Below are 15241 nucleotides of genomic sequence, written 5' to 3'. Positions count from 1 at the left end.
ATGGGTGGCGTTCAGCCTAGTCGTGCAAGACGGCTTGCCCGTATGCTTTCACCTAAACGGCCCGTTGTGCGATGCCGTCTGCCTAAGCCCCTTCTGCCTCGGCTTCGGCCTGGAACACCTCGATGAGCTTTTGGTTGTAGTCGTCGAGGTAAGTCTGAAGCCCTGCACGGTCAACCAGTCGCACGACCGCAGTAGCTGCAAGCTCCTTGGCTGACTTGGTGTAGTAGGAGTTGGTGACAACCATTGCCTCATCGCAGCCGTAGAAGGCTTTGGCTGAGATCGCCTGCTGCACTGCAGCATTGCCGACCGAACCGCTGTAGTTCTTGGCCTGGATCACCATCGTCTTACCAAATCGGGTCACGAACAGATCCGCGCCTTGATCAGCGGTCTTCTGAGTCTCTCGTACGTCGTATCCAATGGTCTGGAAAATTTCGACCAAGAACGCCTCGAACTGGAAGCCATCCATCGCGTCGACCAGATACATGGTGATGAAGCGATTCGGGTTGAAGTGCTCGAGCTGGCTCCCCAAACGCTCAACCAGGATGTCGAAGTAGATTTCTTCGCACAGACCTAACCCGGACTGAAATGTCTGAACAGGAAGCAGCGGAACGCCGGTTGTGGTGGCTGCCTGAGGGTTGAACTGCAGTCCCGGGGACGAAGCGTCGCTTTCCCACAGGTAGTAGTAGAAGAGCGCCAAGTCCGCACGGAAAGTCGTACCAGCTTCTTCGATCCATGACCTCAGCGAGCTTGCTAGGTCAGATTTGATATGGCGGCTAACCTCTCGGGAGAAGCCGGCATACACAGAGTTGAAAGCGGTCGTGAGCAGCAACTTGTCCAGTAAAGTGGGCAACTGCTCAAGCTCGTCAAAACCCCTGCGAATCAATACCTCTCTGAAAAGCTCACGCTCGGAATAGATGCCATTCATACGTGCGCCCGGCACTGCAGCCTCATCCCCGCCTGCGCCTACAGGATCGCGGGTGGTGTGAATGAAGTTGGTGAAATACGGCTGCTTCAGCTCTGAGTACTTTCTGAGAACGTTGTTGAGAAGGTCATTGAGCTGGGCCTGCTCCTTTTTCTTGCCCCAGATGTCTTTTAGGAAGCCCTTCGACTGATACTGGAAATCGGGGTAGAACGATGGATCAAGGGGCGTCAAACCTTGCTGAGCTTGCGGAGGTATTGAGGCAGCGTCAGCAGACCCGCATTGGGAGCAATAGGTCTCAAAGGTTGAGCGATGACAATGATTGCATTGATAGATCACGATTTACCGGCCCTATGTCATGTATGAAACATACCTAAGACTGACTAAGCCTGACGATCAGGATAGGCTTTGCGAAATCATAGATCACTTCACCGTAGTCCATAGCGCAGATCTCAAATCCTCAGCCAGATCATCGGAATACTTATACGGCACGGACTGAACTGTCACCACTCGCCAAAAAGAGGAGCCCGACTGAACAACTTGAACATTGAGACGCGCGCTATCACTGGAAACCATGCGACCCGATCCCTCCCACATTTGGCGCCCGTCCTTCTCAAAGAAGCGACCTCCATCTAGCACCATATCCTTAGTTGTATTATCTTTAAACCCAGAAATATAGTCACTCAAGCTATAGCCGGGAAAGTCCTGCACTGCAAAAACGATCAGGGCATACCCAGCCGCTTCAGAAAACAGGTACGTATGAGCTCCATCAATCGGTGTTTGCTTGGAAAGCTTCCACCTGGAATCTACGTTAATGCTAGCTAAAGTCCTCGGGTTCTCCCAAGAATAGGACTTCTGAGCATTGCGCATTACTGAATCTCGATCAGCATTCTTTTCGATCATATTAAGTGTTGCCACGACGCCGAAAAGACTCAAGAATGCCGCGCCAAAAACGACTTTCCTCAACCAGCCTGAAGGCTGAGATTGCACTGAGAAATCAGGTAACTCGTCATAGCTCGCCTGCCTGCCCTCGCCTAGTCGCTTTGACTGACTAGCCATTGTGAAAAGATTAACTAATGGTATACCTAGACCTAGCCCCTTCACCCACACCGAGAAGTTACGAAATAAATATTGAGTGAGGTTTAATTTTTTACCTTCAGATGTTTTAACCTTTATTCCCAGCAGGGCTTTGCCCGGTGTATTCCCAAGCAATCTATACAACAGGGCATCAAGAAAAAGTGCACCGGGCAAGCATAGAATTCCGAATATTTGGCTAGTACCCGGGCGATGAATCCATTCCACAAAATTAGCTGAGTATCGACTTAATAGATACGATGAGACTACAGCTACCAATAATGTCTCCCACCAGACATCAAATGTACGAGCAAAGAATCTCGACCAACGGTTGGCGCTCGGATAGTCTGCCTCGTTTGCTTTGTTTTTCGATGGAAGTGGTGGAGGTATAACCGCCATCAATGACCTTAGCTCTTCCACGTCACTCAGTGGCCGCCAGCTCTCCATACCTTCGCGCCACACGAAGGTTTTAGCTTCAATGCTACCGGCTTGGAGCAAGCGCTTCATTTCGGCTGTTTCTATCGGCCCATGCTTTTTATCCTTGATTGCATACCACCAGCCGCTCATTTTCTCCCCCATAAAAAATTTCCTAAGATAAATCAGAGGCTAGTATGGCTCAAAATTCACTGTTAGAGCGCTGACTGTTCTGACCGTAAACGGATGCTTCGCTCTCCTAGCAAACAAGCACATCCAATCGCGAGCTTAGCTTCGTGCGGCCATTCGCTCTGAATGCTGAATAGCTGGCTTAGGCAATTCCATACGAAGGCTTTCACGATATTGCTCCGCCGGCGCCTCATGGGTGACCTCGACGACAGCATCATAATTTTCTCTAATGACCTTCTCGATCTCAGCAATCTCAGCTCGGAAGAACTCTTTCCGCCCGTTGACCTTGTTGAGCCGGCCCGATGCGAAATGCTCGTGGAGCTTTGCTTCCAACGCAGGAGCGTTGTTCGAGAACACCATCGCATGCACGTCGAACCAGAACGGTACCGAGGCGTCGCCGAGCTCATCAACTCGATCCATAGGCTCAAGGCGACGGGTCATGCCGATCTTGTAAATCCCTTCTCCAAACGCGCCCAGGTTAGAGATCACATACACATATCCGGCTTTGGCGTTCTGCTCGCGATAGTCGATGAGCTTCTCTTCGCTCTCAAGCTCGGCGCGACCTGCCTCAACCTCGGCCAGCTTCACCAGCAGCGCTGAGCGCTCTTCCTCAGATTGCACTTGCTGCAGGCGAGCCTGAAGATCACGCATTGCGGTGGTGAAGTGTTTCCGCTCCTTCGCGATTTTCTCCCGGGCCGCGCGAATTTCCTGCTCAAGCTTTTGCTGCTCTCGAAGCTCCTCACGGGCGCGTTTGGCCTCCTCCTTCTCTTCTTGCTTTTTGATCTGAAATTCATGAGCGAGGTGCAGCTCATCGAGCTTCAGGTCGAGGTAGACCCCCGAAATCTCTACGCTCATGATCTTGCCTAGCCGATTGCAAGCCTCAAACGACTTGAGGATTCGCTTTTCGCCGAGCTCAACGTTGTCGAATTTCACGTTGGCCACGCAGGCATCAGCTTCGTTGTTGAACGAGCGAATCACCAGCTTGATCATGTCGTTCACAAGCTTGCGACCTTGGGCCTGGCTGTTGTTCACCGTCCAGTTCGTATTGCCGGTGGCTGCCTGCCCATTTTTGATCAGGACTTTTTGACGATCACGTACGTGATCCAGTCGAGCCTTGTACTCCAGGCTGGTTGTCAGCTTGAACTTAGGCTCATAGAGGGCGAAGCTTTCCAGGAGCACTGTCTCTTCCCAGACGAGTATCTGCTCCTGCAGATCAGTGGAACGCTGTGCGAGTGCAGCCAACTCTCTCTCTGAGCGTTGGGCTTGCTCGCGTACATCCGCTAGCCTCGCTTGCTCTTGCTCAATCAGCTTCTGGATATTCACTACGTCCATGGCGCCGATTTTCGTGACGAGCTCTTGCAGCTGAGAATGCTGCACTTGAAGTTCCGCAAGCTGGGCCTCAAGAGCTTCTGCACGCTGTCGGTGAGCTGGGCCTTTCAGATAGTCACTAAACGACATGGGTTCCTTCCTCGTTTTGAGTCGAATGCATAGACCGGAGAAGCACGAGGTAGGTATCTGAACGCTCTACAACGTTTAGCCGCGCACAGCCCAAACTGCACTAGGTCAATGCACCCCTTCCCTGCTGAGAATGAGCGTAACCGGAGTGAAGTCATAAAGCCATCATGAAGACAGCCAGGGTGTGGAGGTTTACGGGCGCGCTGTGCTGCTCACTCCAACCTGCTTTCTTGCCACTCGAATACGGTCGGCGCCACTGTTGAGGAATAGGAACGAAATGCAGGACAACAAAATTTCAGTACAGTCGGGGCAGTCCCCCGCTGGTAGCAGCACGACTTCAATCGAGCCCAGGCTTCGTTGGTGATGTGTGGGTCGTCCGAGGTTCATCACTGCTCCAAGTCTCTTCCAAGATGGTTCTGAACACTCCACTGAGCCCAGGGTACTTCCCCGCCCCTTGCAGCTCTTGGACGAGCGCAGATCCTCAGCCTCTTGAGCTGTCAGGATCAAGTCGCAGTAGTGCAGCCCTTCTGTAGCTCTTGTGAGCTGAAATTTTTGGTCGTGCCGCATGACAGCGCCTCCATGTGCGTTGGCGAATACTGTTCTGCCTAAAGGGGCCAGCCTGTTAGCCGCAGCCCTCGTGATCTCACAAAAAAAATTGGGGGCAGCTCTAAATTTGAGCACGAAAGCAAAGCTAGCCGGCCTGAAGGCCGAAGGAATCGACCTTTTTTACCAATGCTTGCACCAGAGTCAGGTAATCCGAACGTGAGGACAAGCATCCTGATCAAAAGATAGGCAGAATTTTCAGGAGTGGTAGAACGGCAACAGCGGTTGCGGTGGAGTAAAGCTTGATACGGCGGGTGAGCCCAGGGAGTGCTGCTTTTTGTTGATTACAATATATATACTCCGTCTCGCAAAAAAAATTTCAAGGGGTTGGTTTGAAATTTTTTTCATTCGCCGCCACAGCGCCACGCCCTTTCGCGCTCTGGAATGCCCATCTTGGCATATGATCCTGCTCAGCCGGCACACGAGGAAATCGCTCCCTCCCGCTCTGGCGGGCTGGTAAGACGCTGACGAGTGGGCAACCTAGAATGACGCCTCCCGCAGATCCATTCGCTTGAGCCCACGAATTTTGATGGCCACTCTTTCTCTCGATTCAAGGTTTGTTAGAAAAAGCGGAGCAGCCCGACATGGCCAATGTGTTTACGCCAGGATCACTTCAAGCAACGCAACAGAACGGCCGACCCAGCCCTAACCTCAGCACATAAAAAAACCTCCGCGAAGGGAGGTTTTTGAGCGATGGCGTCTTACTTAGAGACCCAGCTTTCTACTTCATCGGAACCATACTCAGCCTTCCACTCTTTCAATCCCTTATGGTTGCCACCCTTGGTCTCGATGACCTCACCTGAGTGTGGATTTTTATACTGCTTAACCTGGCGAGCACGACGCGGCGCTTTCTCGACGGCAGTGGGGGCTGCGCGGCGACCGGATTGTGGATCCAAGAGGTTGATGATGTCACGCAGGCTGAAGCCGTACTTGGCCAGCAAGTCGCGCAGTTTGGTCTCAAACTCGATTTCTCTCTTGAGCTCAGAAGACCCCTTCATTGCTTCCAGCTCAGCCAACTGAGCGGCCAATTTTTGTTCAAGCTGACGGAATTCTGCCAGACGCGACATTGATGTTTCCTCATTATTCGATGGAAGAGATTGTGTCACTTTAAAGCAATTGGTTGATGCCGACTAACAATTTTGAGGGCGGTTCTTAGCCATTTGTTCAAATTTTAAGAGGGCGGTAGGAACAGTCAGTGGGCTGGAGCCTTCGCTGCAGACACTGCGGCTGGAAACTTTATCGGAATACTGAGAAAACCAACCCAGCAGTACCCTACGTATGATTCAGGTTCGATCTCAGCTGCACTGCGGATACATGGACTGGTAGGAATGCCTCTTCCATGAAGAGATGGAACGCTTTCTACGAGTGCAAGGAAACACGAACGCCCTCCCCGTTTCTAAGTAGTGCGCTAGATCTCGTCAGAATACTACAGCTCCGGCATGCAATAGACCTGGGGTGCGAGTCAGATAATGAGACCTGGCAGCTCATTCAAGGTGGGTGCCAGGTCTTCTCAAAGTTGGGTACTTGAGGATGAGGAGTCTTCAGTGAGCCGCGCTGCCCACCTGAAGCTGATACCTCGCCTGAGTCAGCTCTGTCTCCGCCTTCTGCAGCTCAGCTATGACGCCCGTCCACATCAACACCAGCGTGGCAATCTTTTCGCGGGAGGCCGTCAATTCCTCGCCCATCACGGCCAGCTCGCTCTCCAGCAGCAGGCACTGCTGCTCGAGCAGCTCCTCGCGCGAGAAAAAAGCAAAGCGATCATCAAGGGTCTGGTCTGGCTTGTTCATAACGCTCATCACCGCGAGTAGTACAAATGTTCTCCTCACGAGCTTAGCGAGATATACTGGATGCATCAACAGTGTTTCGACGGAACGGTAGCTCCTCCTGAACGCAAGGCCAAGCCAGCCCACAGGCTTCGAGGCTGCGCGGAAATCCCACGTGGGCTTCACCGGAGACACGCTCAAGCGGAGAGATCGCATATGTCACTGAAATCGTCTTTCGCCATCGTCCTTCGGGCGCTACGGAGTCAGCGAAAAATCACGCAGCGGGACTTTGGTGACACGAGTCGGACATTCCTTTCAAAGCTCGAAGGCGGTAAGTCCAGCCTGACGCTAGATAAGCTCGAGCAGGTAAGTCAGCGGCTGGAGGTGAGCTCACTGACACTGCTGACACTGACCTTGAGCTTGGAATCTGGGAAATCCTCAGCGGAGCTTATCGATGATCTTCGCTTGGAAATTGAGAGCCTGGAGCTTGATGGTGGCTTACCACGCTTGGAAGAAGTCCCCCAACCTAGTGGCATCCGATTGGCATCGTAGATGCGACCCAGACGGTAGCTTCAGGCCTGCCTGAAACTGCTTGATGCAATCATGCCCCTGGGCGTGCCCCCTAATCGGGGACGGCTGTCGTGAACCGATCCCTGGCGTCGCCAGGGGTCGGCCCTAACGGGCTTCCATCCTCACGCCTCTGGCCCATCGGGCCGGCGCGCTCCGCTTGCTTCGTTGTTCACAAATGGAGGCCAAGCGTAGCACTAGCGTTGACAGTTTTTGGCCACTTGCGGCGCTCTAAGGAGCTATTGTGACCCAAACAGGACTGTCACGGCTGGCTGCTTTCGACCCGAGGCGGACTTTCGCGACTGGTACTCACAGCCCACCCAGCCGCTATAGTCACGCTGTTGCAACATGTTGAACAGGCTCAAAAAATCCATACTCCCGGTACCTGGTTCATGTCGTCCAGGCCAGTCTGCAATCTGTACATGCTCAGTTCGATGATGATAGGCCCGAAGCATGCCTATCACATCCTGCGTCAGGATCTGAGCATGGTAGAGATCCAGAATCAGACGAAGGTCTGGGAACGCTCAAGAGCGTCCTGCGCCTTGTGGAAATCCGAGAAGAAGTAACGTGGCGCAGCTTCTGTGCAGATAACCTCCAACAACGGAAAAAGACCGTGATCGAGCAGGTACTTGACCCCGTAATCCAAGTTTTCTCTGAAGACAGTGTTTGCCTGGCCATCCCCACTGAGGCCTTACATCAGGTGCACGTTGGCGCCACCGAGCGCTTTGGCATACTGCACTGCTACCTTCAGGCCATGGCGAAACTCGTCTTCTTTCCCGGAACGGCTGCAAGGCCCTTCGTCTCACCAGCGGGGGCTGCGAACTGAACAAGCTTCAATTTGTGCTCTTGAAGCAGATCGCCTAGCACCGAAGCGTCGTAGGCATAAGGGGAAGGAAACTCTACCGCCTTGAAGCCTACTTGGGAGGCTGCAGCGAAGCGCTGGAGAAAAGGAAGCTCAGTGAACTGAAAACCTAGGTGCGCGTTGAAGTTGAGCATGGGGCCGTTCCATCATTCGAAGACATCTGCCTGCTTGATTGCACCAAGGATGCATGGAACCATGGTAAGGGGCCGCCATGATCCTGAGAATTATCGAGTGGCGAACAAACCATTCTCCAAACGAGAATCATGACCAGCGAGACCGCCATTCTTTCCTAGGATCCGCCGTACCCTGTAGCAACCTGCGTACAGTCTATTTCGCTCCTACCCACCGGTTTTGTCCTTTCCGGCCGTTACTTACAGACGGGCTATCAGTTGCACATACCAAAGCAAGCCTCGACTGGTCAGAGAATAAATGGTCACTAAAACACCAAATCGAAAAAGCGAAGTGACCTGCTATCTGATCGCTGTCAAGTCAACAATTTGAGCACCATAACTATGTGAGGAATGCATGAATAATCCTTGGCTGACTATCCCCTTGTCGGACTATGAAGGGCACATGGCTTTGCCAGAGGTTGGGCAGGCTGAAATGCTCGCAGGCGAACTCAAGACCCTTTTGAGTATTCATTCGCCGAGATCGGTTGCACTCATCGGTTGCGCAGGTGGCAATGGCTTCGTTCAAGCAGCGGAAGCTAGACTGACCCGTTTGGTCGGAATCGACATTAATGAGAGTTACATTGAGGACTCGAGACGTCGCTATGCCGACATAATCCCTGGCTTGGAGCTCCATTGCGCTGACATCGCAGGTGATGTGCCAAAAATGGAAGCCGTGGATTTTGTGTATGCAGCACTCATATTTGAGTATGTTGATGTCACGGCGGCATTGAGGAATATTGCCATGCTCTGTCGCCCCAACGGGCTCTTGGCTGTTCTTCTGCAACTGCCCAAGCAGGGGGCTGAGGCTGTCACACCTTCGCCATTCACAAGCCTCAAGGAGCTGGGCTCGATCATGCGCCTAGTTCCTCCGGGGAAATTCAATGAGAGCGCGGTACACCAAGGCTTTTCATGCATGGCACAAAAGACCATTTCGCTTCAATCCGGCAAGCAATTTTCGTTACAGCTCTTTAGGCTGATCTCGACCCGGCCACAAGGTGACGAGACCAACGGTGCCGCGGGGAAACATGAAGCCGCATGAATCTATACATGTGATGGCCGGATCTCAGCAGAGCTCCGGCCCCTTCATGATCCCATTAGGGGTAATCAGTATAGTTAGGGCTTCGAAGCGAGTTGGTTCATAACTTGCCGGACGGCCTGGTCAGTTACGTCCACAATCTGGTCAATTTCCAACTCGCTAACAATGAATGCTGGCGCGAATCCGAGTATGTCGCGCTCAGGCATACCCCGTGCGATCAATCCTCGATCCCGGCAACCCTGCGCGATTCTGGCGCCGATGTGCAGAGCGGGATCAAATGCAGTCTTGTTAGCGGGATCAGGCGAAAACTCAATGGCTGCCAACAAGCCGACACCGCGGACTTCAGCCACGATTGGCAGCTCTGAGAACCGATCCTTCAACTGTGCTAGAAGGTAGGCCCCCCTCCTCTCCGCTTGAGCGACCAATCCGTCGCGCTCGATGATATCCAGCACGGCATTTGCCGCCGCAGCGCCAAGCGGATGTCCCGTATAGGTATAGCCATGCGGGAAACTACCGAAGCGGGCAGAGCCTTCCTCGAGCACCTGATACACCTTCTGGCTGATGATGCTAGCTGAGAGCGGGACGTAACCACAGGTAAGTCCCTTAGCTACGGTGATGAGGTCAGGCTCAATGCCATACAACTCCGATCCGAACATTCGTCCTGTACGACCAAAACCTGTGATCACCTCATCTGCGATCAACAGCACGTCGTATTTTTTCAGCACCGCCTGGATTTTTGTCCAGTACCCACTCGGCGCCGGGACGATGCCCCCAGTGCCCATAACAGGTTCGGCAATGAAGGCTCCCACCGTATCTGGATCTGCTTTCAGAATCAGCGCTTCAAGCTCCGCCGCGCGGCGATCCGAGAATTGTTCTTCTGTCTCGCCCGGTACCGCATCCATGTAGTGGTACGCAGCACCCGTGCGTAGCACGCCACTGATCGGCAGATCCATTTGGTTATGATAGAACGCCATGCCTGTTAGTGACCCAGACATCACAGAACAGCCGTGATAGCCACGATCGCGAGCGATGATTTTCTTCTTGCGAGGCAAGCCGCGAAGATTGTGGTAGTACCAGACTAGCTTGGCTTGGGTTTCGTTGGCGTCCGACCCTGAGAGGCCGTAGAAGACTTTTGACATTTCACCTGGGGCCATCTCCACCAGGCGGGCCGATAGCTTTGCGAGCTCATCGGTCGTATGACCCACATAGGAATGGTAGTAGGCGATCTTCTGCGCCTGCTTGGCGATTGCATCAGCGATCTCCGTTCGACCGTACCCTACGTTGACGCAGTACAGACCTGAGAAACCATCGAGGTATTGCTTCCCAGCGGCGTCTTTGATAAATACCCCAGCACCGCTTTCAATGATAGTAGGGCCGCCCCCTTCCCCGCTCGCAAACTCTTTCAGGTAAGTAGAAGGGTGTAATACCGACTTACGATCTAGATCTGCGATTTCCGCAAAATATCCCATTGTGAGCCTCTTCGAATTCACTAGCTGATGTGCCGCACCGGCGCTCACCGATAGTAGTGTTTATAAGCTCAGCAAGATAATTTGATTAGAGAATACCGCTATCAGTCGGATGAATTACTGATAGCGATACTTCGTTAGTGCACGAATGAGCCACGTACCAGCGGAGTTCAGCGCGCCAAAGAGCTGATATCAGCTGGTACGCTAGGCGTGCGCTGAGTCAGCCGTATTGCCGAACAGAAGGCGCCCACTAACGCTGCAGCGACCCCAATTGCAATTGCCACATACGGGCCGCGATCAGGAGAGAGATGATAGGCGAGCGATACACAGACGGCACCGAAAGACTGGCCCAGCAGCCGCGACAATGCCACGATAGCGCTCGCGCTACCAGTGCGATGGGCTGGCGCACTGGAGATCATCATCTTCAGATTTGGTGCCTGGTACATGCCAAAGCCGATCCCGCAGATCACCATGCGCCAGGCAATGTCGAAGAACTCCACATGCGCGGGCAAGAAGCAAAGACTAAGCATGCCTACGGCGAGGATGACCAATCCCGACGTGCACAAAGTTCCTGGGTTGAATCGATCAGACAGCGTTCCACTGACGATTGCCATGCAAGCAACCACCGCCGGCCAAGGCGTGATCAGCATCCCCGTCATGAATGGAGTTGCATTAAGGAACGTGTGGAACATGAACGGCAACGCGACAAAGGCTGTGCCTTGAGTCACGAACGCGCAGATCGAGGTCAACGAGGAAAGCGCGAAATTCCTCCGCTTGAACAGATCCACGGCTAGCATCGGTGCGGCATGGTTGCGCTGGTGGGACATCAACAGCGCAAAGCACAGAAGTGCACCCAACAGCTCCATCACTGCTCTCCAGCCAATCCCTACTCTGGCGAAACCTGTCAGACTCAAAATCAACAGCACGAACATGGCGGCGCAAAGTGCTGCTCCGAACACATCAAACCGCCCTTTAGACCTATCGCTTGTGGGTACATGCTGGCGTGTCAAGTACAGGCAGTAGAGCCCGACTGGAACGTTTACCAGGAATAAGCAGTGCCAATTGCTGATGGCCATGATACCCGCAGCGACGGTTGGCCCTGCGGTAAACGATAACCCGACCACGAGCGCATACATCCCCATCCCCTTGCCAAGCTGAGATGCGGGATAGCATCGCTTGATGAGCGCTGTTACCACGCTGCCGATCGCTGCGCCCCCTACCCCTTGAAGGCACCGAGCTGCGAGGAGCCATGTGAGGTCACTACACAGACCGGCAACCAGCGACGAGGCAGTGAACAACATCAGCCCGCCAACAAACATGCGCTTATGTCCAACGATTTCGCCTAAGGCAGCAAAAGGTAAGAGCAATGCGATTACTGAGATTTGGTACGCGGTTACCAGCCATATGGCCGTGCTTGCGGATACCCCAATTGCTTCAGAGATAGTGGGTAATGCGGTATTGATGAGAGAGAGGTCTAGGGTTACAACAGTGGCGGCCAAGCAGAGCGCCAGCATTGCCACTGTATTTATTCGTTCCGCTTTATTTTCTGGCTGCGGGGCGCCAACACGGATTTCGCTACTGGACATCTTCGAACCTTGCAATAATCATTTGCCATAGACAGGTACCCGTTATAAATTGTTGTTTGATTTATTATCCGAAAAAATGACTTCAGTCGTATAACTGATATTTCGTATAGTGCTATTCACGGAGCAAATAAGGCAAATCATGATGGATTTAGTTTGTGTCCCCGGCTTCATGCTGAACGATGACCTTTGGACAGATCTTTTCCCCCTCATTGCTACAGAGTTTGCCCCACAGTGTTTACCTTTACAGGGCAACTCCATCTCGCAGATGGCCCAGAACGTTTTAGCCTCCGCGCCGGAAAGCTTTGTGCTATGCGGGTTCTCCATGGGGGGGTATGTGGCCCGAGAGGTGGTCAGGCTTGCACCCGAGCGCGTGCAGGGCTTGATTGTGATCGCCAGTTCGACCGAGGCCGACAGCACCGAACAAAGGGCCCAAAAGGAAGCAGCGATTGCCTATGTCGAGCATCACGGATTCATGGGTCTAAGCCGATCCACCATCACCAAGGCACTAGGGCCAGCCTTCAAGCAAAATAAGATCGTGGTCAATCGCATCCAGGACATGAGCAAGGCTTTGGGAAGAGCGGTGTTTCTGGCGCAGTCACAGGCAACCCGACAGAGCGACCTCCATCTCTTGAGTGGCATCCGCATCCCTGCACTTGTGATTGCAGCCGAGCAAGACGAGCTGCGCTCAGTAGAGGAATCCACTGCGATGGCAAAGGCGATCGTGGGGGCGCAGTTCGAGGTTGTCACCGATAGCGGTCACATGATTCCCATGGAGCAGCCGTCCGCACTCGCAGGCGTAATCAATGCCTGGTTGCTGAAGTGCAAAGCATCGACCTCATCTCGCTAGGGGGGGGCGCATCGCTCTGCTCGGTCACTCGTCATTTCCTTGATCACCTCTCGGAGCCAGGCGTGGGCGGCCGTGTTCTTGTTTCGCTTGTGCCAGTACAGATCCCATGTAAACGGGGAAAGCCCCAAGGGTACCTCGCGAGTCACCAAACTGGTGCTATCGAACGTACGAGCGAGCCGCTCTGACACCACAGAGATGAGGTCAGTGCGAAGCAAAATGGCTGGCACAGCGAGCCAATGGGGGATCGTCATGCTGATACGGCGGGATTCCCCGAGATCAGCCAACACATTGTCCACAAAGCGGACGTCATGCTGACTCACGGCCACGTGAAGGTGCTCTGCCCCGAGAAAGTCATCCAGATTCAGGGAAGTCGAGGCCAGTCGATGATCATGGCGCATGACGCAGACCAGCCGATCCTCAAACAACGGTTCACAGATGATGTTCAACGAGTGCTTGAGTTGCGTGCTGATCGCGAAATCCAACTGATCGCTCTCCAAGCGAGCGATCGTCTGGTCAATCGGAATATGGATAATATCCATACGCATGCCGGCAGCATCGTTCGCAAGACGCGCAGATAGCTGCGGTAGCACTAGGTAGGTTATGAGGTCAGACATGCGCCCACTGAAGTGTGCGTCGCTTGAAGCCGGGTCAAACATTACATCCGAGCTCATGAGGCGCTCTGCCTCACGCAGGATGCGCGTAACGCCCTCGCTCAACTCCAGGGCTCGAGCAGTGGGCTCCATATTGCCCGCTACCCGAATGAAGAGATCGTCCTTGAATAGCAACCGCAACCGCGAGAGTGCACTGCTCATCGCGGGTTGGCTCATGGGCACCCTCATAGCAGCGCGCGTAACGTGCCGCTCTTTCATCAAGGTGTCAAAGATCACGAGCAGGTTGAGGTCGACCGACCGCAAATTCATCGTGCTCTCCACTGAGTAAAGGAAAAAAATCTCGCCCAGACTGATGTCAGGATAGACGAAACACTATGCCCCTCAGCCGCGCACACAATGTGATTAATGTGCAACTTGTCTATCCAAAGACGCCTTGATAACGCACGTGGCAATGATTTCCAGCGCGAGTGTCAGCTCGTCCAGCTCAGGATATGAGGGAGCCAGGCGCAACTGTGAATCATCCGGGTCAATTCCATAGGGGAAGCATGATCCTGGGCTCGAAAAAGTTAGCCCCACACCAGAGGCCAGCTCGACTACACGTTTGGCGGTACCCGCCTGCACTTGTAGGCTCACAAAGTATCCGCCGGCAGGTCGAGTCCAACTTGCGATGCCCAAGCCTCCCAAGCGCTCCTGAAAGACCTGGTCTACTCGATCAAATTTCGGCTTGAGCAACACCCGGTGTTGCTCCATCAAATACTCGATATTCTCGATCGATTTCAGGAAGCGTACCTGACGTACCTGATTGACCTTGTCAGGCCCAACACTGCGCAGCATCGCGGCTTTGACCCACCAGTCTATATTGGCCGGCGAGGCGCCAAACATCGCCATGCCGGCGCCGGGCAGTGTCATCTTCGACGTCGAGGCAAAAATCAGGGCTCGACTTGCATGGCCATGAACTTCGCAGCGGCTGTAGAGATCGGCCAGAGGCTGATCCACTTCTGCCAAGGGGTGCACTGCGTAAGCGTTGTCCCAAAAAATACGGAAATCAGCAGCGGCAGTTGGCATTGAGGCCAGTGCTTCGACCACCTCTGGGGAGTAAGTCGTGCCGGTAGGGTTGCTGTATTTCGGTACGCACCAGATCCCTTTGATCGAGGGGTCATTGGCCACCAGCGAGCGCACCCGCTCCATATCCGGGCCATCTTGAAGCATCGGCACGGAAATCATGCGGATACCGAAGTCCTCGCACATGGCGAAATGTCGATCGTAACCAGGAACGATACAGATGAAAGCAATGCCGTCTGGCTCTTGCGACCAAGGTACCTGGCTATCAGGTGTGCCACGGCGCCAGGCTTGAGCGAGGCACTCATACATCATGGCCAAGCTTGAGTTACCACCGACGACGATCTGACTTTCAGGAATGCCCACCATCGGCGCGAAAAGTCGTCGTGCTTCGAGCACCCCGATCTGACCACCGTAATTGCGGCTGTCTACGCCGTCGGCCGTCATGTAGTCATTGCCCAGCGAAAGCGACAGCAACGCCTGTGAGAGCTGGATCTGTGCAGGCGATGGTATGCCGCGAGCCATGTTGATAGTGAGTCCGAGGGACTTCAATCGCTGATACTCGGTATCCACCTCGAATTTGGATAGGCCTTTGTCACCACGAGCGTTGTTCACTGCAG

Annotated in this window: 11 protein-coding genes and 1 pseudogene; 2 read left to right on the top strand and 10 right to left on the bottom strand. The window is 53.7% G+C overall.

Annotation, left to right across the window (positions count from 1 at the left end; translation table 11 throughout):
- Window positions 1-82 precede the first annotated feature (82 nt).
- From PMI38_RS04225 to PMI38_RS04195, 6 genes and pseudogenes are all read right to left on the bottom strand, one after another.
- Window positions 83-1258, bottom strand: a complete 1176-nt coding sequence (locus PMI38_RS04225; protein WP_008091097.1) for a restriction endonuclease — start codon at window positions 1256-1258, stop codon at window positions 83-85.
- An 84-nt stretch (window positions 1259-1342) separates the two neighbouring features.
- Window positions 1343-2572 (bottom strand): RDD family protein, encoded by a 1230-nt coding sequence (locus PMI38_RS26380; RefSeq protein ID WP_008091096.1) that lies wholly within the window; start codon window positions 2570-2572, stop codon window positions 1343-1345.
- 123 nt (window positions 2573-2695) lie between these two features.
- Window positions 2696-4054 carry a DUF4041 domain-containing protein gene (locus tag PMI38_RS04215; RefSeq protein ID WP_008091095.1) on the bottom strand — a complete coding sequence of 453 codons (1359 nt, stop codon included), beginning with the start codon at window positions 4052-4054 and terminating at the stop codon, window positions 2696-2698.
- A gap of 1301 nt (window positions 4055-5355) precedes the next feature.
- Window positions 5356-5721, bottom strand: coding sequence for a histone-like nucleoid-structuring protein, MvaT/MvaU family (locus PMI38_RS04210; protein WP_008091094.1), 366 nt, complete (start codon window positions 5719-5721; stop codon window positions 5356-5358).
- A gap of 474 nt (window positions 5722-6195) precedes the next feature.
- Window positions 6196-6441, bottom strand: a complete 246-nt coding sequence (locus tag PMI38_RS04205; protein ID WP_043273024.1) for a hypothetical protein — start codon at window positions 6439-6441, stop codon at window positions 6196-6198.
- Between the two features lie 782 nt (window positions 6442-7223).
- A pseudogene (locus PMI38_RS04195) lies at window positions 7224-7980 on the bottom strand (hydroxypyruvate isomerase family protein).
- Window positions 7981-8371: 391 nt separating this feature from the next.
- Between PMI38_RS04195 and PMI38_RS04190 the strand changes: the two are divergent.
- Entirely contained in the window at window positions 8372-9055 is a 684-nt protein-coding gene (locus PMI38_RS04190; protein ID WP_008091089.1) for a class I SAM-dependent methyltransferase, read from the top strand.
- A gap of 74 nt (window positions 9056-9129) precedes the next feature.
- Here the strand turns inward: PMI38_RS04190 and PMI38_RS04185 are convergent, their stop codons facing one another.
- Complete coding sequence (locus PMI38_RS04185) at window positions 9130-10521, bottom strand: aminotransferase (RefSeq protein ID WP_008091087.1); 1392 nt, start codon at window positions 10519-10521, stop codon at window positions 9130-9132.
- A gap of 167 nt (window positions 10522-10688) precedes the next feature.
- On the bottom strand, window positions 10689-12104 hold the full coding sequence (locus tag PMI38_RS04180) for an MFS transporter (protein ID WP_008091085.1): 1416 nt from the start codon (window positions 12102-12104) through the stop codon (window positions 10689-10691).
- A 139-nt stretch (window positions 12105-12243) separates the two neighbouring features.
- On the opposite strand from PMI38_RS04180, the gene PMI38_RS04175 reads away from it, so the two are divergent.
- A complete protein-coding gene (locus tag PMI38_RS04175; RefSeq protein ID WP_008091083.1) occupies window positions 12244-12951 on the top strand; it encodes an alpha/beta fold hydrolase in 708 nt (235 codons plus the stop codon).
- On the opposite strand, the gene PMI38_RS04170 is transcribed toward PMI38_RS04175, so the two are convergent.
- Both PMI38_RS04170 and PMI38_RS04165 read right to left on the bottom strand, forming a co-directional pair.
- Window positions 12948-13871, bottom strand: coding sequence for a LysR family transcriptional regulator (locus PMI38_RS04170; protein ID WP_008091082.1), 924 nt, complete (start codon window positions 13869-13871; stop codon window positions 12948-12950). The two genes, PMI38_RS04175 and PMI38_RS04170, sit on opposite strands and share 4 nt — an antisense overlap.
- Window positions 13872-13964: 93 nt before the next feature.
- The gene (locus PMI38_RS04165; protein WP_008091080.1) at window positions 13965-15236 is read right to left on the bottom strand and encodes an aminotransferase class I/II-fold pyridoxal phosphate-dependent enzyme; all 1272 of its coding nucleotides are present in this window, start codon (window positions 15234-15236) and stop codon (window positions 13965-13967) included.
- Window positions 15237-15241 lie beyond the last annotated feature (5 nt).

Source organism: Pseudomonas sp. GM84, assembly GCF_000282535.1.
Taxonomy (GTDB): Bacteria; Pseudomonadota; Gammaproteobacteria; order Pseudomonadales; family Pseudomonadaceae; genus Aquipseudomonas.
This window is presented reverse-complemented; position numbering and strand designations above follow the sequence as displayed.